Genomic DNA, 19,503 nt, shown 5'->3' with positions numbered 1-19,503 from the left:
GTGGCCTTACTGGGTGGGGCTGGCGGCGGCTGCGGGTTGCGCCGGGTATCATTACACGCTGATTCGTGACCGCGACCGGATGCGGTGTTTCGCGGCGTTCCGGCATAACAACTGGCTGGGGGCCTGTGTGTTTGCGGGGACGGCGGTGGCTTATGCAATTCGCTGATTAGATCCCGCTGGTTTTCTCCCCTCTCCCGCTTGCGGGAGAGGGGAGCGTTCACATGGGGCGGCGGCCAGGTCAGAGCGCCCGCGGTTTGGCCGCGCCTCAATCCTTCCCGAACTCCGCCCCCATCTCCTTGCCCCGCGCCGCGGCAGCATGCATCGCGCGCACGAAGGCATCACCAATGCCCGAAGCCTCCATCGCCGTCAGCGCCGCATACGTCGTGCCGCCCTTGGACGTCACGCGCTCACGCAGCGTCGACACCGGCTCGGAAGACTGCCCGGCCAGGGTAGCAGCGCCACGGAAGGTCTCTACCGCCAGTTCGCGGCCTTGCTCCGCCGTCAGGCCCAGCTCGGTGGCGGCGCGTTCCATCGCTTCGATAAAGTAGAAGACATAGGCCGGCCCACTGCCGGAAATGGCGGTGACCGCATCGATCTGGTCATCCCCATCCACCCATACGCACTTGCCGACGGCCTCGGCCACCGCGCTGGCGATCGCGCGGTCTTCGGCCGACAGCCCGGCCGGCGCGGCCAGCCCGGTCATGCCCATGCCGGCCAGCGCCGGCGTGTTCGGCATCGCCCGCACCAGCCGGGCGCGCCCGTCCAGCCAGCGCTCCATGTCCTGCAGCCGGATGCCGGCGGCCACGCTGATCACCAGGTTGCCCTTGCCGCTGGCCGGCAGGATCGGCAGCAGCTGCGCCGCGGCGTCGCGGAACTGCTGCGGCTTGACCGCCAGCACCAGCACGTCGCAGGCGCCGAAGGCGGCATCCGGCGCGCCGGCGGCATGCACGCCGAGGTCGCGCGCCAGGCGTTGCTGGGCCTCGGGGAAGGGGTCGACCACGCGGATCGAGCCGGCCGGCACGCCGCGGGCGATCAGGCCGCCGATCAGTGCGGTGGCCATGTTGCCGCCGCCGAGAAAGCCAAAGGTAAGGGTATCGAGCATGGAGATCCGTTGGGGGGCTTGAAGGGAATGGACTGGGCGCGCCGGACTACGGGTATTGGCGCGCTCCGAAAATGGCGGTGCCGATCCGCACCAGCGTGGCGCCCTCGGCGATGGCGGCTTCCATGTCGCCCGACATGCCCATCGACAGCGTGTCGAGGTCCAGGCCGTCGGTGCGCAGCGCCTGCAGCATGGCGCGCATGGCCGCGAACGGGCGGCGCTGCGCGGCGGGGTCGTGCTCGGGCTCGGGGATGGCCATCAGCCCGCGCAGGCGCAGGCCTGGCAGCGCGGCGACGGCATGTGCCAGGCCGGGCACCTCTGCCGGGGCGACGCCGCTCTTGCTGGCTTCGCCGCTGATATTGACCTGGATGCAGACCTGCAGCGCGGCCATGCCGGCCGGGCGCTGGGCCGACAGCCGCTCGGCGATCCTGAGCCGGTCGACGGCGTGCACCCAGTCGAAATGCTCCGCCACCAGGCGGGTCTTGTTGCTCTGCAGCGGGCCGATGAAATGCCATTGCAGGCGGTGGCGCAGGTCGGCCAGCGCGGCGATCTTGTCGACGCCTTCCTGGACGTAGTTTTCGCCGAAAGCGACCTGTCCGGCGGCGTATGCGGCCCTTATGCGGTCGGGGGGAACGGTCTTGGAAACCGCCAGCAGGGCGATGTCCGCGGGCTGTCTGCCGGCTTGTTGTGCGGCCGCCGCGATGCGCTGGTGAACGGCTTGCAAGTTGGCGGCAATTACAGACATAATCCGGCGAACATACAAAAGAAAGTACGCAAAGTACTGATAACTAGGGTGGGGTCATTATAGATGGACATCGCGCAGCTATTGGCTTTCGCTGTCAAGAACAAGGCGTCTGATCTTCATCTCTCCGCGGACATGCCGCCGATGGTGCGGATCCACGGCGACATGCGCCGGATCAACATCGCCTCGATGACGCACAAGGATGTCCACGCCATGGTGTACGACATCATGAGCGACACCCAGCGCAAGGCCTACGAAGAACGCCTCGAAATCGATTTCTCGTTCGAGATCGCCGGCCTGTCCCGCTTCCGGGTCAATGCCTATAACACCCAGCGCGGCGCCGCCGCGGTGTTCCGTACCATTCCCTCCAAGGTGCTCACGCTCGAAGAGCTGCGCGCGCCCGCGGTGTTTGCCGACCTGTGCATGAAGCCGCGCGGGCTGGTGCTGGTGACGGGCCCGACCGGCTCGGGCAAGTCCACCACGCTGGCGGCGATGGTCGACCATCGCAACGAAAGCGACATGGGCCACATCCTCACGGTGGAGGACCCGATCGAATTCGTGCACAGCTCCAAGAAGAGCCTGATCAACCAGCGCGAGCTGGGGCCGCACACGCATTCGTTTGCCAACGCGTTGCGCTCGGCACTGCGTGAAGACCCGGACGTGATCCTGGTGGGTGAGCTGCGCGACCTGGAAACCATCCGCCTGGCGCTGACCGCGGCCGAGACCGGCCACCTGGTCTTCGGCACGCTGCACACCAGCTCAGCGGCCAAGACCATCGACCGCGTGGTCGATGTGTTCCCGCCCGAAGAGAAGGACATGGTGCGCACCATGCTGTCGGAATCGCTGGAGGCGGTGATCTCGCAGACGCTGCTGAAGACGCGCGACGGCAATGGCCGCACCGCCGCGCACGAGATCATGATCGCCACGCCCGCGATCCGCCACCTGATCCGCGAGAACAAGATCGCGCAGATGTACTCGATGATGCAGACCAGCAGCGGGCTGGGCATGCAGACGCTGGACCAGTGCCTGTCTGACCTGATCAAGCGCAGCGTCATCAGCTACAACGACGCGCGCGCCATCGCCAAGAACCCCGACGCGTTCATGGGCTGAGGCCCGCTCCCCAGCAGGACACCGACATGCTCGATCGCGAATCCGCCGCCAAGTACATCAACGACCTGCTGGAGCTGATGGTCAGCAACCGCGGCTCGGACCTGTTCATTACCTCTGACTTCCCGCCGGCGATCAAGGTCGACGGCAAGATCAAGCCGGTGTCGCAGCAGCCGCTGAACCCGACCCAGGCGCTGGGCCTGGTGCGCTCGGTGATGAACGAGCGCCAGGTGCAGGACTTCGACACCAGCCGCGAATGCAATTTCGCGATCACCGCGCCCAAGGCCGGGCGCTTCCGCGTGTCGGCCTTTATCCAGCAGGGCAAGGCCGGCATGGTGGTGCGCACCATCAATACGCGCATTCCCTCGGTGGCCGACCTGGACCTGCCGGCGACGCTGCATGAGGTGGTGATGGCCAAGCGCGGGCTGGTGATCGTGACCGGCGCCACCGGCTCGGGCAAGTCGACCACGCTGGCGGCAATGCTGGATCACCGCAACGCGCATTCGTACGGCCATATCATCACCATCGAGGATCCGATCGAGTACGTGCATGCGCACCAGAACTGCATCGTCACGCAGCGCGAGGTCGGCATCGATACCGAGTCCTGGCACGTGGCGCTGAAGAACACGCTGCGCCAGGCGCCCGACGTGATCCTGATCGGCGAAATCCGTGACCGCGAGACCATGGAGTACGCGATGCAGTACGCCGAGACCGGCCACCTGTGCCTGGCCACGCTGCACGCCAACAATGCCAACCAGGCGATCGACCGCGTGGTCAACTTCTTCCCCGAGGAAAAGCGCCAGCAGCTGCTGATCGACCTGTCGCTGAACCTGAAGGCGATGATCTCGCAGCGCCTGCTGCCGCGCGCCGGCAAAAAGGGGCGCGTGCCGGCGGTGGAGATCATGATCGGCACGCCGCTGGTGGCCGACCTGATCTTCAAGGGCGAGATCCACGAGCTCAAGGAAGTCATCAAGAAGTCGCGCGAGCAGGGCATGGTCTCGTTCGACCAGGCGCTGTTCGACCTGTACGAGGAAGGCAAGATCACCTACGAGGACGCGCTGCGCAATGCCGACTCGCTCAACGACCTGCGCCTGATGATCAAGCTGCACAGCGCGAGCGCCAAGGACACCGACCTGGGTGCCGGCACCGAGCATCTCAATGTCATCTGATTCGTGCACGGTGATGCGCATGGCGTTATGCTTGGGCCACGCAAGGGCCAGTTCCGGCCCCAGGAGTCTGCCATGAGCAATGTCTACCAGTTCGAAGCCAACTCGCTGGCCGGCCAGCCGGTACCGCTGTCGCAGTTCCAGGGCAAGGTGATGCTGGTCGTCAACACCGCCAGCGAATGCGGGTTCACGCCGCAGTACGAGGGCCTGCAGAAGCTCTACGACGAATACCACGAGCGCGGCCTGGAGGTGCTGGGCTTCCCGTGCAACCAGTTCGGCAAGCAGGAGCCGGGCGATGCGCAGCAGACCGGCCAGTTCTGCGAAACGCGCTTTGCGGTGCGCTTCCCGATGTTCGCCAAGATCGACGTGAACGGTGCCGACGCCCATCCGCTGTACCAGTGGCTGACCACGGAAAAGCGTGGCGTGCTCGGTACCCAGGGCATCAAATGGAACTTCACCAAGTTCCTGCTGCGCCGCGACGGCACGGTGTTCAAGCGCTATGCGCCGACCACCAAGCCCGACGAGCTGCGCGCCGATATCGAGATGCTGCTGTCCGACCCGGCTGCCTGAGCGGGACTAGGTGCCGCTGGCGCGCACCGCGCGCAGGAAACCGTTGAGCGAGCGGTCGGGCGTTTCGTGGAAATGGTCGTCCAGCATGCGGATGGCGCGGCAGCGGTCCAGCCGGAAGCTGCGATAGTCCGAGCGCGTGGTGCACCACGTCGCCAGCAACCAGGCATTGCCCCAGAAGAACAGGCCCAGCGGCATCACCACGCGTTCGGTGATGCGCTGCTGCACGTCGCAATAGTCGAGCAGCAGCAATTTCTGTTCGCCCAGCGCCCCGTGTACCACGTCGAAGGCCTCGCGCACATGCGCCTGGTTGACGTATTCCGGCGCGAACACGCGGCTTTGCTGCGCTGCCAGCCGGCGCGGCGGCGGCAGCGCGGCCATCAGTTTTTCCAGCGCGGGATCGGCCGCGGCGGCCAGCGCGCCGCCGCCCCAGGCTTTCAGGAGGCGCAGGCCGGCGACCAGTGCTTCGACTTCCATGGCGGTGAACATCAGCGGCGGGACATCGAAGTCGGCGCGCAGCCGGTAGCCGATGCCGGCCTCGCCCTCGACCGGCACGCCTGACAGCGACAGCGCCTGGATATCACGGTAGACGGTGCGTTCCGACACCCCGAGCCGCTGCGCCAGCAGCGCCGCCGTGGTCAGGCGGCGGCCGCGCAGCACCTGCACGATCTGGAACAGGCGGTCGGCGCGGCGGCTCATCGGGGGCGGCTTGCCATCGGGGTCAGGCGGCCACGGGCTCGTGCAGCCCGATGCGGTTGCCTTCGCTGTCGGTGATATGGGCGATGCGGCCGATCTCGCCCGGCAGGCGCAGCGGCCCGAACACCGTCTTGCCGCCGGCGCGCGCGGCGCGCTCCAGCAGCACATCCAGTTCCGGCGCATGCAGGTACGGCACCGCGCCGTAGTAGTTGCTGGGGCGATAGCCCTCGCCGGCGACCAGCGCGCCGCCCGGGTCGGGGTGGGGGAACACGGCCATGTCGACCTGGCTCATGGTCTCGCGGCGCAGCTGGATATTGAACACCTGCTCGTAGAAGCCGACCGCGCGGCTCATGTCGACGACGGGGATTTCCAGCCAGTTGATCAGACGGTTGCTCATGACAGACTCCTTGGTTCCAGGTGAAGGGGAGTGGGGAGCTCGCATCATGCGCGGGGGCTGCTGACAGCGTGCTGTCAGGAGCGTGTCAGTGTGGCATCCACGCCGCCATCACCGGCACCATGATCGCCGTCAGCACGCCGTTCAGGCCCATGCCCAGCGCGGCAAAGGCGCCGGCTTCCTGGTTGACCTGGAAGGCGCGCGCGGTGCCGATGCCGTGGGCCGCCACGCCGGTGGCGAAACCGCGCACGCTGTAGTCGCGGATGCGCAGCAGGTTCAGCACGCTGGTGGCGCTGACCGCGCCGATGATGCCGGTGGCCATCACCAGCACCGCGGTCAGCGAGGGCAGCCCGCCGATCTTCTCGGCCACGCCCATGGCGATCGGGATCGTCACCGACTTGGGCGCGAGCGAGCGCACGGTCTCGGGCGATGCGCCCAGCAGCCAGGCAATTCCCACCGCCGACACCACCGCCACCACCGAGCCCGCCACCAGTCCTGCCAGCAGCGGGAACACATGGGTGCGCAGCTTGGGCAGCTGCAGGTACAGCGGCACCGCCAGTGCCACCGTGGCCGGCCCCAGCAGGAAGTGCACGAACTGCGCGCCGTCGAAGTAGGTCTTGTAGGGCGTGCCGGTGACGGTCAGCACCGTGACCAGCAGCGCCACCGCGATCATCACCGGGTTGGCCAGCGGCGAGAAGCGCGAACGCTCATAGATGCGGAAGGCAAAGACGTAGGCCAGCAGCGTGGCGGTCAGCCCGACCAGCGGGCTCGCGGCCAGGTAGACCCAGATCTCGTTGAGGCGGGGCGTCATCATGCCTGCTCTCCTTTCGCATCGGCGGGCGGGACATCGGCGCGCTTGCGCATCAGCATGCGCGTGACCACGGCGGTGGTGGCGATGGCCAGCCAGGTGGACACCACCAGCGCCACCAGGATCGGCATCCATTCGCCCTCGATGCGGTTGGCATGGACCATGATGCCGACGCCGGCCGGCACGAACAGCAGCGACAGGTGCTTGAGCAGCTCAGTGGTGGTGCCCTGGATGATGGGCAGCAGGCGGTCGTCGAAGGCGAGCCAGCCGAACAGCAGGATCATACCCAGCACGGGGCCGGGCACCGGCAGGGTCAGCGCGTAGCTGATCACCTCGCCGATGGACTGGAAAACCAACAGGATTGCAAAGGTCTGGAGCATGGGGGCGTGGCGTTTGGTCGCAGGTGCGCGGCGCGCGTCCGGAAGGGATGCGCGCTGCCGCCCATGCTGCCCGCCCGCGCTAGCCGAGCATCTTGTCGACCAGTTCGATCCAGTGCATCACCGGGGTGCCGGTGCCGCCCTGCAGGTGCGAGATGCAGCCGATATTGGCCGAGACGATGGCTTCGGGCTGCGTGGCCTGCAGTTTGGCGAGCTTGTCGTCGCGCAGGCGGTAGGCCAGTTCCGGCTGCAACACCGAATAAGTGCCCGCCGAGCCGCAGCACAGGTGGCTGTCAGCGCAGAGTTTGACTTCGACGCCGAGGCCGGTCAAGAGCGCTTCGACTTTGCCGCGGATCTGCTGGCCGTGCTGCAGCGTGCAGGGCGGGTGGTAAGCCACGCGCCGGTTGTCGCGCGGGACCGCGCCGGCCAGGGTGTGCAGCTCGTCGGCAAAGTCCGGCAAGACTTCGGACAGGTCGCGCGTCAGCGCCGAGACGCGGCGGGCGCGCTCGGCGTACTTCGGATCGTTGCGCAGCAGGTGCCCGTAGTCCTTGACCATCGCGCCGCAGCCCGAGGCGGTCATCACGATGGCCTCGGCGCCGTCCTCGATATGCGGCCACCAGGCATCGATGTTGCGGCGCATATTGTCGAGGCCGCCGTCGTGGTCGCCGGTGTGGAAGCGGATCGCGCCGCAGCAGCCGGCTTCGCGCGCCACCAGCAGTTGTACGCCGACACGGTCGAACACACGCGCAGTTGCGGCATTGATGTTGGGCGACATTGCCGGCTGCACGCAGCCGTCGAGCAACAACATCTTGCGTGCATGCGCATTGCGCGGCCACGTGCCGGGCGCGGCGGTGCTGGACAGCGCCGGCACCTTGTTGCGCAGCGTGCCCGGCAGCAGCGGCCGCACCATCTGGCCCAGGCGCAGCGCCGTGCCGAACAGCGCCGGGCGCGTCAGCCCCTCGCGCAGCACCCAGCGCGCGATGCGCTCGCGGGCGGGGCGCTGCACGCCTTCGGCCTCGAGCTTGTCGTCGACCAGCTTGCGGCCGATATCGACCAGGCGGCCGTAGCGCACGCCCGACGGGCAGGTCGATTCGCAGTTGCGGCAGGTCAGGCAGCGGTCCAGGTGCAGGCGCGTGCTTTCGGTGATGGCATGGCCTTCCAGCACCTGCTTCATCAGGTAGATGCGCCCGCGCGGGCCGTCCAGCTCATCGCCGAGTAACTGGTAGGTGGGGCAGGTGGCGGTGCAGAAGCCGCAATGCACGCAGTTGCCGACGATGGATTTGGCTTCCTCGCCTTCGGGCGTGTTGCGAAGAAAATCGGCCAGGTTCGTTTGCATGGTGTGGGGAGGTTGTGCCGGGGGGATGCCTGGACGTGCCGGGTCAGAGCCCGGGGTACATGCGCTGCGGGTTGAAGATGCCGGCCGGGTCGAAGGTCTCTTTCAGGCGGCGGTGGATCGCGGCCAGCGGCGAGGCCAGCGGCGTGAACACGCCCACTGACTTGTCGCCATTGCGGAACAGCGTGGCATGGCCGCCGGCGGCCTGCGCCACGGCGCGCACGCTTTCGGCATCGGTCTTGTCAGTGCCGTCCTCGGGCAGCCACCAGCGCTGGCCGCCGCCCCATTCGATCAGCTGTGGGCCCGGCAGCGCCAGCGGCGCGGCGATGGTGGGCACCGCCAGGCGCCACAGCGCGCGGCCCGCCTGGGCGGGGGCGAAGAACGGGTGGGTCTGCTCGCGCAGCGATTGCCACAGCGCCGCGGCTTCCGCAGCGTCCACGCGCTCGCCGCCCAGCCTGACGCACGCGGCGCGCACGGCGGCGGTGGCGCCGGCCAGGCGCACGTGCAGCACGCCCGCGTGCCAGGCCGAAGACGCCAGCGGCAGCGGCTGGCCGCCCCAACGGTTCAGGTGCTCGATGGCATCGGCCTGCGCCAGCTCGAAGCGCAGCGTGGCCTCGTCGAACGGTGCCGGCAGCACCTTGACCGACACCTGCAGGATCAGCCCGAGCGTGCCGAGCGAGCCCGCCAGCAGCCGCGACACGTCATAGCCCGCCACGTTCTTCATCACCTGGCCGCCGAAGTCCATCACCTCGCCGCGGCCGTCCATCAGCTGCGCGCCCAGCATGAAGTCGCGCAGCGCGCCCACCGACTGCCGGCGCGGGCCCGACAATCCCGCGGCCACGGCGCCGCCCAGCGTCGCGGTGCTGGGCTGGCCCGGCAGTGCGAAATGGGGCGGCTCGAAGGCCAGCATCTGGCGCTTCTCGGCCAGCGCCGCCTCGATCTCGGCCAGCGGCGTGCCGCAGCGCGCGGTGATCACCAGCTCGGCCGGGTCGTAGTCGACGATGCCGGCATAGGCGCGCGTGTCCAGCAGCTGGCCCGCGGCGGGCTGGCCGTAGAAGTCCTTGCTGCCGCCGCCGCGCAGCCGCAGCGCGGTGCGGGTCTCGGTGGCTTGCCTGACGGCGTCGCGGATGGCGTCGAGGGTGGCTTGCATATGCGTCGTGGGGTAGGGAAGGCCGGCTCAGGAGCCGGCAGGTCCGCCGGGCACTTCCGGCCGGTCGTTCTGGTATTCGGGCAGCTGGCTGCCGCAATGCTTGCAGTAGCCGGCGTCGGGTTCGTGGCCCTCGGTCAGGCAATGGGTGCAGGTGCGCGTGGTGAGCGGCCGCTTCAGGATGCTGGCGGCCAGCTCGGCGCCGACGATACCGGTGGGGAAGGCGATGATGCCGTAGCCCAGCAGGATGGTCAGCGAGGTGATGAACTGCCCCAGCGGGGTCTTGGGCACCATGTCGCCGAAGCCCGTGGTGGTCAGCGTCACCACCGCCCAGTACATGCTGACCGGGATGCTGGTGAAGCCGTGCTGCGGGCCTTCCACCACGTACATTACCGTGCCCAGGATCACCGTGATGATGAACACCGTGCCCAGGAACACGAAGATCTTGCGGCGGCTGTTGACCAGCGCGCGGTACAGGATCTCGGCTTCCTCGAAGTACACGGTCAGCTTCAGGATCCGGAACACGCGCAGCAGCCGCAGCAGGCGCACGTCGATCAGGAAATGCAGCTCGGGCAGGAAGAAGGCCAGCCAGGTCGGCATGATCGAGACGAAGTCGATGATGCCGTAGAAGCTGAACACATAGCGCCACGGCCGGCGCACCACCAGGATGCGCATCACGTACTCGGCCGTGAAGAACAGCGTGAACATCCATTCCAGCACGGTGAACGCCAGCCCCAGGCGGTTGTTCACCGCGGGCAGGCTGTCGAGCATCACCACCGTCACGCTGGCGACGATGGCCAGCAGCAGCGCGACATCGAAGAGCCGGCCCTCGCGGGTATCGGCCTCGAAGATGATGGTGTACCAGCGCTGGCGCCAGCCGGCCTCGGGCTGCCCCAGGCGCTGGCGGACGAACGCTTCCTGCTGCTGGCGTCGGCGTGGGCTGGACATGGCGTGGCTCAGAAGCGCGGCAGTTCCGGGTGCGGCAGCAGGCCCCGCTTCACATGCATCTTGCCGTACTCCGCGCAGCGCGCCAGCGTGGGGATGGCCTTGTCCGGGTTGAGCAGCCGCGCCGGGTCGAAGGCGGCCTTGACGCCGAAGAAGGCATCGCGCTCGGCGGGCGAGAACTGCACGCACATCGAGTTGAGCTTCTCCACGCCCACGCCGTGCTCGCCGGTGACGGTGCCGCCCAGTTCCACGCAGGTTTCCAGGATGTCGGCGCCGAACAGCTCGGCGCGGTGCCATTGGTCCTGGTCCGCGCCATCGAACAGCACCAGCGGGTGCATGTTGCCGTCGCCGGCATGGAACACGTTGATGCAGCGCAGGCCGTACTTTTGCTCCATGGCTTCGATGCGCCTGAGCAGCGTGCCGATGTGCTTGCGCGGAATGGTGCCGTCCATGCAGTAGTAGTCCGGCGAGATCCGGCCGGCGGCGGGGAAGGCGTTCTTGCGGCCGCTCCAGAAGCGCAGGCGCTCGGCTTCGTTCTGCGAGACCACGATGCGGGTGCAGCCCGATGCCGTCAGCACCGCGCTCATGCGTTCGATTTCCTCGGCCACTTCTTCCGGGGTGCCGTCGGATTCGCACAGCAGGATGGCGGCGGCATCCAGGTCATAGCCCGCATGCACGAACTGCTCGACCGCGGCGGTGGCGGGCTTGTCCATCATTTCCAGTCCGGCCGGGATGATGCCGGCGGCGATCACGTCCGCCACCGCATTGCCGCCTTTCTCGACATCGTCGAAGCAGGCCATGATCACCTGCGCCAGCTGCGGCTTGGGGATCAGGCGCACCGTGACCTCGGTGACCACGGCCAGCATGCCTTCGGAGCCGATCAGCACGGCCAGCAGGTCCAGGCCCGGCGAGTCGGGGGCCTCGGAGCCGAACACCACCACCTCGCCCTCCATCGTCACCGCGCGCACGCGCAGCACGTTGTGCACGGTCAGGCCGTACTTCAGGCAGTGCACGCCGCCGGAGTTCTCGCTGACGTTGCCGCCGATGGTGCAGGCGATCTGCGAGGACGGGTCCGGCGCGTAGTACAGGTTGTGGGGTGCGGCGGCGTCGGAGATCGCCAGGTTGCGCACGCCCGGCTGGACCACCGCGGTGCGCGAGTACGGATCGACCGACAGGATGCGCTTGAACTTGGCCAGCGACAGCACCAGGCCCTCGGCGATCGGCATGGCGCCACCCGACAGGCTGGTGCCGGCGCCGCGCGGCACCACCGGCACGCCCAGCTTGTGGCACAGGCGCAGGATCGCGCAGACCTGTTCCTCGGTGTCGGGCAGGGCCACGGCCATCGGCACCTGGCGGTACGCGGCCAGGCCGTCGCATTCATAGGGGACGGTGTCTTCCGGCTTCCACAGCAGCGCGGCATCCGGCAGGATCTGCGCCAGGCCGGCCAGCAGCGCGCTGCGGCGGCCTTCGGCCGTGGCATGGGCGCCGTCGGGGGCGATGGTTTGGGCTTCGTGCGGGGCATTCATGAACGACTCCTGTGGGGCCTCCTGGATGGCGGCCGGTGCGCGGCCTGCCGGTCGCGGCAATGCAGGGCCTGCCGCGGGGACGGGTGACTATAGCGCAGGGCACCTGGCGCGGGCACCACGGGACACGTGAATTCCGCATGGCAGGCCGATCAAAAATGCTCATCATGGCTGCGCGGGAAATCACTCCTGGCAGGCGACGCAAGTCCAGCGTACACCGCAGCGCGGGTGCAGGGAAGGCGGTCCGGCCGGACTCAGCGTGCCGGCGGCTGCGGCAGGAAGCAGACCATGTCGAGCTTGTCGTGGAAGTGCGGCGCGACGTACAGCGCATCCGGCTCCAGCCCCGTGCGCACGAAGCCGAGCGACTCGTACAGCCGCACCGCGCCCGCGCTGCCGGCATTGACGCACAGCGTCACCTGGCGCACGCCCGGCATGGCGGCGGCCTGTTCCATGGCCCGCTCCATCAGCGCGCGGCCGAGCTTGCGGTCGCGCCAGCCCGGGGCCACGTACATGCCCCAGATAAAGGCCTTGTGCCGGTGCTTGGCGTTTTCCTCGCGCATCACCCCGACCACGCCGGCCAGCGCGCTGCCATCGCTGCCGTCGACAAAGGCGCCGAATACGGCCTTGCCCTCGGTCGCGGCCAGGCGCCCGGCGACGACTTCCAGCGGCCGGTCCTGTTCCTCCTCCAGGCTGGAAGCGAAGGCTTCCGGCGCTTCGGCCAGGCCGTGCAGCCGCAGCGCCTGGAAGGCGGCGGCATCGGCGGGGGTCAGCAAGCGGATTTCCATGGGGTCAGTCTCCTACCAGTCCAGGCTCAGCAGCCAGTCGACGAAATAGCGCGCCTCGGGCTTGAGCGGGGCCTGTTCGCGCTCGACGATGTAGTAGCCGTGCGGCGAGACCGATTCCACCTCCAGCAGCCGCACCATCTGCCCCAGCGACAGCCAGTGCCGCGCCATGCGCTGGCGCACCAGCGCCACGCCCTGGTTGGACGCGATCGCTTCCAGCATCAGGCCGATGTCGTTGAACTGCGGCCCGGTCTGCGGCTCGACCCAATCCAGCCCGGCAGTCTCGAACCACGGCTTCCACGGCTCCAGCGGACTGCGCAGCAGCACCAGGCCGTGCAGGTGCTCCGGCTTGGTGATGGCGCGGCCGTTGACGCGCTCGTAGTACTCGCGCCCGCACGCCGGGAACACCGGCTCGACCAGCAGCCGGGTGGTCTTCAGGTCAGGGTAGCGGCCGGTGCCGTAGCGGATCTCGACATCGGTGTCCTCGGCCTTGACGTCCAGGAACGGGATCGCCAGGTGCAGCTCGAGGTCGATATGCGGATACAGCGCGCCGAACTCGGGCAGGCGCGGCACCAGGTGCTGGCGCCCGAAGGTGGGCGGGATCGCCACCCGCAGCCGGGTGCGCAGCTTGTTGTATTCGGGCCGCGCCAGCTCGTTGAGCGACTTGAGCGCGTCCTGCACGTTGCGCAGGTAGCGCGTGCCGGCGGCGGTCAGCCGCAGCGCCGCGTTGGCGCGCACGAACAGGTCTTCGCCCCACAGCTCCTCAAGATTCTTGATGCGGTGCGAGACCGCGCTGGGCGTGACCGACAGCTCTTCGGCCGCGCGCGCGAAGCTGCCCAGGCGCGCCGCTGCCTCGAAGGCGATCAGCAGGTGCAGCGGCGGGACGCGGTTGAACATGGAGGCCATCAGCTCGGCACGCCTTACTGCGAGCCGCCGCGCGTGGCGCTGAAGATCTTGCCCGGGTTGAGGATGTGCTTGGGGTCCAGCGCGTCCTTGATCGCGCGCATCACGTCGAGCGCATCCTCGCCGTGTTCTTCCACCAGGAAGCGCTGCTTGTGCAAGCCCACGCCGTGCTCGCCGGTGCAGGTGCCGCCCATCGCCAGCGCGCGTTCGACGATGCGCTGGTTGATGGCCTCGGCCTCGGCCATCTCTTCGGGCTTGTCGGGGTCGACCAGGATCGCCACGTGGAAGTTGCCGTCGCCGACATGGCCGACGATGGGGCAGGGCAGCGCCGAGGCGTTCAGGTCCTTCTCGGTCTCGGTGACGCAGTCGGCCAGGCGCGAGATCGGCACGCACACGTCGGTGGTCACCGACTTGCAGCCCGGCTTGAGCTGCAGCATGGCGAAGTAGGCGGTATGGCGCGCGTTCCACAGCCGGCTGCGGTCCTCCGGGCGGGTGGCCCACTCGAAGCCCTGGCCGCCGTGCTCGGCGGTGATCTGCTGCACGGTCTCGGCCTGCTCGCGCACGCCGGCCTCGGTGCCGTGGAATTCGAAGAACAGGTGCGGGGTCTCGGGCAGGGTCAGGTTGTCGTGGCGGTTGATGGCGCGGATCGCCAGCGCATCGACGAACTCCACGCGCGCCACCGGCACGCCCAGCTGGATGGTCTGGATTACCGCCTGCACCGCGCTGCCCATGCTGGGGAAGGCGCACACCGCGGCGGAGATCGCCTCCGGCTGCGGGTAGAGCCGCACCGTCACCTCGGTGATGATGCCGAGCGTGCCTTCGCTGCCGATAAAGAGCCGGGTCAGGTCATAGCCCGCCGCCGACTTGCGCGCCTGCGTGCCGGTGCGGATCACGCGGCCGTCGGCGGTTACCACTGTCAGCGCCAGCACGTTCTCGCGCATGGTGCCGTAGCGCACCGCGTTGGTCCCGGAGGCGCGCGTGGCGCACATGCCGCCCAGCGAGGCGTCGGCGCCCGGGTCGATCGGGAAGAACAGGCCGGTGTCCTTGATTTCCTGGTTCAGCTGCTTGCGCGTGACGCCGGGCTGCACGGTCACGGTCAGGTCCTCGGGCTGCACCGCCAGCACGCGGTTCATCTGCGACAGGTCCAGGCTGATGCCGCCTGCCACGGCCAGCAGATGGCCTTCCAGCGACGAGCCCGCGCCGTACGGGATCAGCGGCACGCCATGCTGGTTGCACAGGCGCGCCACCTCGGCCACTTCCTCGGTGCTGTGGGCGAAGACCACGGCGTCGGGCACGGCCGGCGGGAACGGGGATTCGTCGCGGCCGTGGTGTTCGCGCACGCCGGCGGAGGTGGTGAAGCGGTCGCCGAAGCGCGCCGCCAGGGCTTCGCTGAAGGCGGGCGGCAGCGGACGGCGGGCGAGCGTGGCGGACGGCGTGGGGTGGTTCATGCGGGTCTCCGGCGGGTCGGCGCGACGGTGGTGCCGGCGGCGGCGCTGCGGAGCAAGCTCCGGTCTGGCCGGCAGGGGCGCGACCCGGTTATCGAATGGGCGACGAATGGGGGCTACCGGCATTCTACGCCGCGCGGCGGCTCATGCACCCTGGCCGGGCACTGCGGCGGCCGGTACTGGCCGATAGCCGCACAGCAAGCGCCGGGACACAAGCGCTTGGCGCGCCGAGGCGGTCCGGCGCGATAATGCGTCTTTCCCCCGGGCGCCCAGCGTTGCAGGGCGGACCACGACTACCACACGCTTACGAGGAGACCGGCATGGGCAACCGCCTGTCCAAGATTGCCACCCGCACCGGCGACGCCGGCACCACCGGCCTGGGCGACGGCAGCCGCACCGGCAAGGCCAGCCCGCGCATCGCCGCCATCGGCGACGTCGACGAGCTCAACTGCCACGTCGGCGTGCTGCTGACCGAGGCCCTGCCCGACGACGTGCGCGCCGCCCTGCTGCATATCCAGCACGACCTGTTCGACCTGGGTGGCGAGCTGTCCATCCCGGGCTACACCCTGCTCAAGCCTGAGCAGGTGGCGCAGCTCGATACCTGGCTCGCCGACTACAACGCCAACCTGCCGCGGCTGGCCGAATTCATCCTGCCCGGCGGCAGCCGCGCCGCGGCGCAGGCCCATGTCTGCCGCACCGTGTGCCGCCGTGCCGAGCGCGCGCTGGTGGCGCTGGGCGCGGCCGAGCCACTGAACGAGGCCCCGCGCCAGTACCTGAACCGGCTGTCGGACCTGATGTTCGTGCTGGCGCGGGTGCTGAACCGGGCCGGCGGCGGTTCTGACGTGTTGTGGCAGCGCGATCGCGACGCGCCAGGAGGTATGGAATAGGCCACTTTCGGCGGCCGCGCCGCGCCGTCCGCTTAACCTGCGGCGGCGGATGCCGTTGAAAGCGTGCAGAAACCGAGAAAATTACTCGGATTTGCCGGTTCTGCCCTTGAAAAGCCCCCGGGTGGCCACATTTCGGCCTCAGGTTGAATTGCAGCCGCGCGGATAGCGCCGGCTCAAGAGGAGAGAATAATGGGTAAGATCATCGGTATCGACCTCGGTACCACCAATAGCTGCGTCGCGATCCTGGAAGGCAACACCCCCAAGGTCATCGAAAACTCGGAGGGTGCCCGCACCACCCCGTCGATCATCGCCTACATGGAAGACGGCGAGATCCTGGTCGGCGCGCCGGCCAAGCGCCAGGCCGTCACCAATCCGCGCAACACCCTGTACGCGGTCAAGCGCCTGATCGGCCGCAAGTTCGAAGAGAAGGAAGTCCAGAAGGACATCGGCCTGATGCCGTATTCCATCGTCAAGGCCGACAACGGCGACGCATGGGTGTCGGTGCGCGACCAGAAGCTGGCGCCGCCGCAGGTTTCCGCCGAAGTGCTGCGCAAGATGAAGAAGACGGCCGAGGACTACCTCGGCGAGCCGGTGACCGAAGCCGTGATCACCGTGCCGGCCTACTTCAACGACTCGCAGCGCCAGGCCACCAAGGACGCCGGCCGCATCGCCGGCCTCGACGTCAAGCGCATCATCAACGAGCCGACCGCGGCCGCGCTGGCGTTTGGCATGGACAAGAACGAGAAGGGCGACCGCAAGATCGCCGTGTATGACCTCGGCGGCGGCACCTTCGACATCTCGATCATCGAGATCGCGGACGTGGACGGCGAGAAGCAGTTCGAAGTGCTGTCGACCAACGGCGACACCTTCCTGGGCGGCGAAGACTTCGACCAGCGCATCATCGACTACATCATCAGCGAGTTCAAGAAGGACCAGGGCGTGGACCTGTCCAAGGACGTGCTCGCGCTGCAGCGCCTGAAGGAAGCCGCTGAAAAGGCCAAGATCGAACTGTCGAGCTCGCAGCAGACCGAGATCAACCTGCCGTACATCACGGCCGATGCCTCGGGTCCGAAGCACCTGAACCTGAAGATGACCCGCGCCAAGCTCGAATCCCTGGTGGAAGAGCTGATCACGCGCACCATCGAGCCGTGCCGCATCGCCATCAAGGACGCGGGCGTCAAGGTCAGCGACATCGACGACGTGATCCTGGTCGGCGGCATGACCCGCATGCCCAAGGTGCAGGAACAGGTCAAGGAGTTCTTCGGCAAGGAAGCGCGCAAGGACGTGAACCCGGATGAAGCCGTGGCCGTCGGCGCCGCGATCCAGGGCTCGGTGCTGTCGGGCGACCGTACCGACGTGCTGCTGCTGGACGTGACGCCGCTGTCGCTGGGGATCGAGACCCTGGGTGGCGTGATGACCAAGATGATCACCAAGAACACCACCATCCCGACCAAGCATGCGCAGGTGTTCTCGACCGCCGACGACAACCAGCCGGCGGTGACCATCAAGGTGTTCCAGGGCGAGCGTGAAATGGCCTCCGGCAACAAGCTGCTGGGCGAGTTCAACCTGGAAGGCATTCCGCCCGCAGCGCGCGGCACGCCGCAGATCGAAGTGTCGTTCGACATCGACGCCAACGGCATCCTGCACGTGGGCGCCAAGGACAAGGCGACCGGCAAGGAAAACAGGATCACCATCAAGGCGAACTCGGGCCTGTCGGAAGACGAGATCCAGCGCATGGTGAAGGACGCCGAGGCCAACGCCGAGGAAGACAAGAAGGCCCGCGAGCTGGCTGATGCCCGCAACCAGGCCGACGCGCTGATCCACTCGACCAAGAAAGCGCTCACCGAATACGGCGACAAGCTGGAAGCCGGCGAGAAGGAAAAGATCGAAGCCGCGATCAAGGAACTGGAAGACGCCGCTCGCGGCGGCGACAAGGCCGAGATCGATGCCAAGGTCAACGCGCTGTCCGAAGTCAGCCAGAAGCTGGGCGAGAAGGTCTACGCCGACATGCAGGCCAAGGCTGGCGAAGGCGCCACGGCCGGTGCTGCTGCCGGTGCCGGCGCGGCCGGTGGCCAGCAGGCGCAGCCGCAGGACGACAACGTTGTGGACGCCGAATTCAAGGAAGTCAACGACAAGAAGTAATCGGGACACGCGGGCGGCGGTGCAGGCACTGGCCGGCACCGCCCCCGCCCCGACGCCGGGCGCGGCCATCGGACCCAGCGGGAAACCGCCGTCGGATGCCTCGCTCGGCTTTTTTGCTATTCGCCGGTATCGCGCCGCATGTGCGTGCCGGCCAAAAAGGTTTGAGCCACCATGGCAAAACGTGACTATTACGAAGTGCTCGGGGTAGGCAAGAACGCGAGCGACGACGAGATCAAGAAGGCTTATCGCAAGCTCGCGATGAAGTACCACCCGGACCGCAATCCGGAAGGCAAGGACGGCAAGATCGCCGAGGAAAAATTCAAGGAGGTCAAAGAGGCCTACGAGATGCTTTCCGACCCGGAGAAGAAGGCGGCCTACGACCAGTATGGCCATGCCGGTGTCGACCCCAATATGGCGGGCGGCTTCGGCGGTGCGCAGGGCTACGGCGGTTTCGCCGAGGCCTTTGGCGACATCTTCGGCGACATTTTCGGCCAGCAGGCCGGTGGCCGTCGCGGCGGCGGCGGCCCGCAGGCCTATCGCGGCGCCGACCTGCGCTACAGCATGGAGATCTCGCTGGAGCAGGCCGCGCACGGCCACGAGGCGCAGATCCGCGTGCCGCACTGGGACGACTGCGACCACTGCCACGGCAACGGCGCGGAGCCGGGCTCGAGCGTGGAAACCTGCCCGACCTGCCACGGCGCGGGCCAGGTGCGCGTGTCGCAGGGCTTCTTCACCATGCAGCAGACCTGCCCGAAGTGCCACGGCAGCGGCAAGTACATCCCCAAGCCGTGCACCAAGTGCCACGGCCAGGGCAAGCTGAAGTCGCAGAAGACGCTGGAAGTGAAGATCCCGGCCGGCATCGACGAAGGCATGCGCATCCGCTCGTCGGGCAACGGCGAGCCGGGTATCAACGGCGGCCCCCCGGGCGACCTGTATGTGGAAGTCCACATCAAGGCGCACCCGATGTTCGAGCGCGACGGCGACGACCTGCACTGCCAGATGCCGATCTCCTTCGCCACCGCGGCGCTGGGCGGCGACCTGGAAGTGCCGACGCTGAGCGGCAAGGCCACCTTCCCGGTGCCTGAAGCCACCCAGTCGGGCAAGACCTTCCGTCTGCGCGGCAAGGGCATCAAGGGCGTGCGTTCCGGCTATCCGGGCGACCTCTATGTGCATGTGAACGTGGAGACGCCGGTCAAGCTGACCGAGGCGCAGAAGGAGATGCTGCGCCAGTTCGACCGCTCGGTGCATGAGGGCGGCTCGCGCCACAGCCCGCAGGAGCAATCCTGGCTGGACAAGGTGAAGAGCTTCTTCAGCTGACCGGGTTTGCAGTATCGGACCGGCCACGTGCGAGCGTGGCCGGTTTTGTTTTTGGCGCGCGATAATGCCAAGGTTGTCCCCACCGCCCCTTTCCTGACGATTTCCCCGTGGTAGCCAGCATCC

The 19,503-nt window shown here is 68.0% G+C and carries 19 protein-coding genes and 1 pseudogene; 7 read left to right on the top strand and 13 right to left on the bottom strand.

What is annotated here, in order from left to right:
* Positions 1-166, top strand: a pseudogene (locus AC3WRI_RS31090) (4-hydroxybenzoate octaprenyltransferase); the annotation flags it as partial.
* Between the two features lie 99 nt (positions 167-265).
* Here the strand turns inward: AC3WRI_RS31090 and proC are convergent.
* Both proC and AC3WRI_RS31080 read right to left on the bottom strand, forming a co-directional pair.
* Positions 266-1,102, bottom strand: coding sequence for a pyrroline-5-carboxylate reductase (gene proC, locus AC3WRI_RS31085; RefSeq protein WP_011615991.1), 837 nt, complete (start codon positions 1,100-1,102; stop codon positions 266-268).
* 46 nt (positions 1,103-1,148) lie between these two features.
* Positions 1,149-1,844, bottom strand: coding sequence for a YggS family pyridoxal phosphate-dependent enzyme (locus tag AC3WRI_RS31080; protein WP_010815051.1), 696 nt, complete (start codon positions 1,842-1,844; stop codon positions 1,149-1,151).
* Between the two features lie 63 nt (positions 1,845-1,907).
* On the opposite strand from AC3WRI_RS31080, the gene AC3WRI_RS31075 reads away from it, so the two are divergent.
* From AC3WRI_RS31075 to AC3WRI_RS31065, 3 genes are all read left to right on the top strand, one after another.
* Positions 1,908-2,951, top strand: a complete 1,044-nt coding sequence (locus AC3WRI_RS31075; RefSeq protein WP_010815050.1) for a type IV pilus twitching motility protein PilT — start codon at positions 1,908-1,910, stop codon at positions 2,949-2,951.
* A 26-nt stretch (positions 2,952-2,977) separates the two neighbouring features.
* Complete coding sequence (locus AC3WRI_RS31070) at positions 2,978-4,117, top strand: PilT/PilU family type 4a pilus ATPase (RefSeq protein ID WP_010815049.1); 1,140 nt, start codon at positions 2,978-2,980, stop codon at positions 4,115-4,117.
* Positions 4,118-4,189: 72 nt separating this feature from the next.
* Positions 4,190-4,684 carry a glutathione peroxidase gene (locus AC3WRI_RS31065; RefSeq protein ID WP_492294771.1) on the top strand — a complete coding sequence of 165 codons (495 nt, stop codon included), beginning with the start codon at positions 4,190-4,192 and terminating at the stop codon, positions 4,682-4,684.
* 6 nt (positions 4,685-4,690) lie between these two features.
* On the opposite strand, the gene AC3WRI_RS31060 is transcribed toward AC3WRI_RS31065, so the two are convergent.
* From AC3WRI_RS31060 to AC3WRI_RS31010, 11 genes are all read right to left on the bottom strand, one after another.
* On the bottom strand, positions 4,691-5,380 hold the full coding sequence (locus AC3WRI_RS31060) for a helix-turn-helix transcriptional regulator (protein WP_010815047.1): 690 nt from the start codon (positions 5,378-5,380) through the stop codon (positions 4,691-4,693).
* A 22-nt stretch (positions 5,381-5,402) separates the two neighbouring features.
* Positions 5,403-5,774 (bottom strand): VOC family protein, encoded by a 372-nt coding sequence (locus AC3WRI_RS31055; protein WP_010815046.1) that lies wholly within the window; start codon positions 5,772-5,774, stop codon positions 5,403-5,405.
* Positions 5,775-5,859: 85 nt separating this feature from the next.
* On the bottom strand, positions 5,860-6,585 hold the full coding sequence (locus tag AC3WRI_RS31050; RefSeq protein WP_010815045.1) for an LrgB family protein: 726 nt from the start codon (positions 6,583-6,585) through the stop codon (positions 5,860-5,862).
* The gene (locus AC3WRI_RS31045) at positions 6,582-6,959 is read right to left on the bottom strand and encodes a CidA/LrgA family protein (protein ID WP_011615990.1); all 378 of its coding nucleotides are present in this window, start codon (positions 6,957-6,959) and stop codon (positions 6,582-6,584) included. The genes AC3WRI_RS31050 and AC3WRI_RS31045 overlap by 4 nt, the downstream gene beginning before the upstream one ends.
* 79 nt (positions 6,960-7,038) lie before the next feature.
* A complete protein-coding gene (glcF, locus tag AC3WRI_RS31040; protein ID WP_439668237.1) occupies positions 7,039-8,292 on the bottom strand; it encodes a glycolate oxidase subunit GlcF in 1,254 nt (417 codons plus the stop codon).
* A gap of 43 nt (positions 8,293-8,335) precedes the next feature.
* Complete coding sequence (glcE, locus tag AC3WRI_RS31035; protein WP_011615988.1) at positions 8,336-9,439, bottom strand: glycolate oxidase subunit GlcE; 1,104 nt, start codon at positions 9,437-9,439, stop codon at positions 8,336-8,338.
* Between the two features lie 27 nt (positions 9,440-9,466).
* On the bottom strand, positions 9,467-10,384 hold the full coding sequence (locus tag AC3WRI_RS31030; protein ID WP_011615987.1) for an ion transporter: 918 nt from the start codon (positions 10,382-10,384) through the stop codon (positions 9,467-9,469).
* An 8-nt stretch (positions 10,385-10,392) separates the two neighbouring features.
* The gene (locus AC3WRI_RS31025) at positions 10,393-11,907 is read right to left on the bottom strand and encodes an FAD-linked oxidase C-terminal domain-containing protein (RefSeq protein WP_010815040.1); all 1,515 of its coding nucleotides are present in this window, start codon (positions 11,905-11,907) and stop codon (positions 10,393-10,395) included.
* A gap of 251 nt (positions 11,908-12,158) precedes the next feature.
* Positions 12,159-12,689 carry a GNAT family N-acetyltransferase gene (locus tag AC3WRI_RS31020; RefSeq protein WP_010815039.1) on the bottom strand — a complete coding sequence of 177 codons (531 nt, stop codon included), beginning with the start codon at positions 12,687-12,689 and terminating at the stop codon, positions 12,159-12,161.
* A 12-nt stretch (positions 12,690-12,701) separates the two neighbouring features.
* A complete protein-coding gene (locus tag AC3WRI_RS31015; protein WP_010815038.1) occupies positions 12,702-13,592 on the bottom strand; it encodes a LysR substrate-binding domain-containing protein in 891 nt (296 codons plus the stop codon).
* 14 nt (positions 13,593-13,606) lie between these two features.
* Positions 13,607-15,037 (bottom strand): FAD-binding oxidoreductase, encoded by a 1,431-nt coding sequence (locus tag AC3WRI_RS31010; RefSeq protein WP_439670983.1) that lies wholly within the window; start codon positions 15,035-15,037, stop codon positions 13,607-13,609.
* A 317-nt stretch (positions 15,038-15,354) separates the two neighbouring features.
* Between AC3WRI_RS31010 and AC3WRI_RS31005 the strand changes: the two genes are divergently transcribed.
* The 3 genes from AC3WRI_RS31005 (at position 15,355) to dnaJ (ending at position 19,380) form a co-directional block, all read left to right on the top strand.
* On the top strand, positions 15,355-15,921 hold the full coding sequence (locus tag AC3WRI_RS31005; protein ID WP_010815036.1) for a cob(I)yrinic acid a,c-diamide adenosyltransferase: 567 nt from the start codon (positions 15,355-15,357) through the stop codon (positions 15,919-15,921).
* 189 nt (positions 15,922-16,110) lie between these two features.
* The gene (gene dnaK / locus AC3WRI_RS31000) at positions 16,111-18,063 is read left to right on the top strand and encodes a molecular chaperone DnaK (protein WP_010815035.1); all 1,953 of its coding nucleotides are present in this window, start codon (positions 16,111-16,113) and stop codon (positions 18,061-18,063) included.
* A 171-nt stretch (positions 18,064-18,234) separates the two neighbouring features.
* On the top strand, positions 18,235-19,380 hold the full coding sequence (gene dnaJ / locus AC3WRI_RS30995; protein WP_010815033.1) for a molecular chaperone DnaJ: 1,146 nt from the start codon (positions 18,235-18,237) through the stop codon (positions 19,378-19,380).
* Positions 19,381-19,503: the final 123 nt, after the last annotated feature.

The organism is Cupriavidus sp. FW305-27 (assembly GCF_058787995.1).
This window is presented reverse-complemented; position numbering and strand designations above follow the sequence as displayed.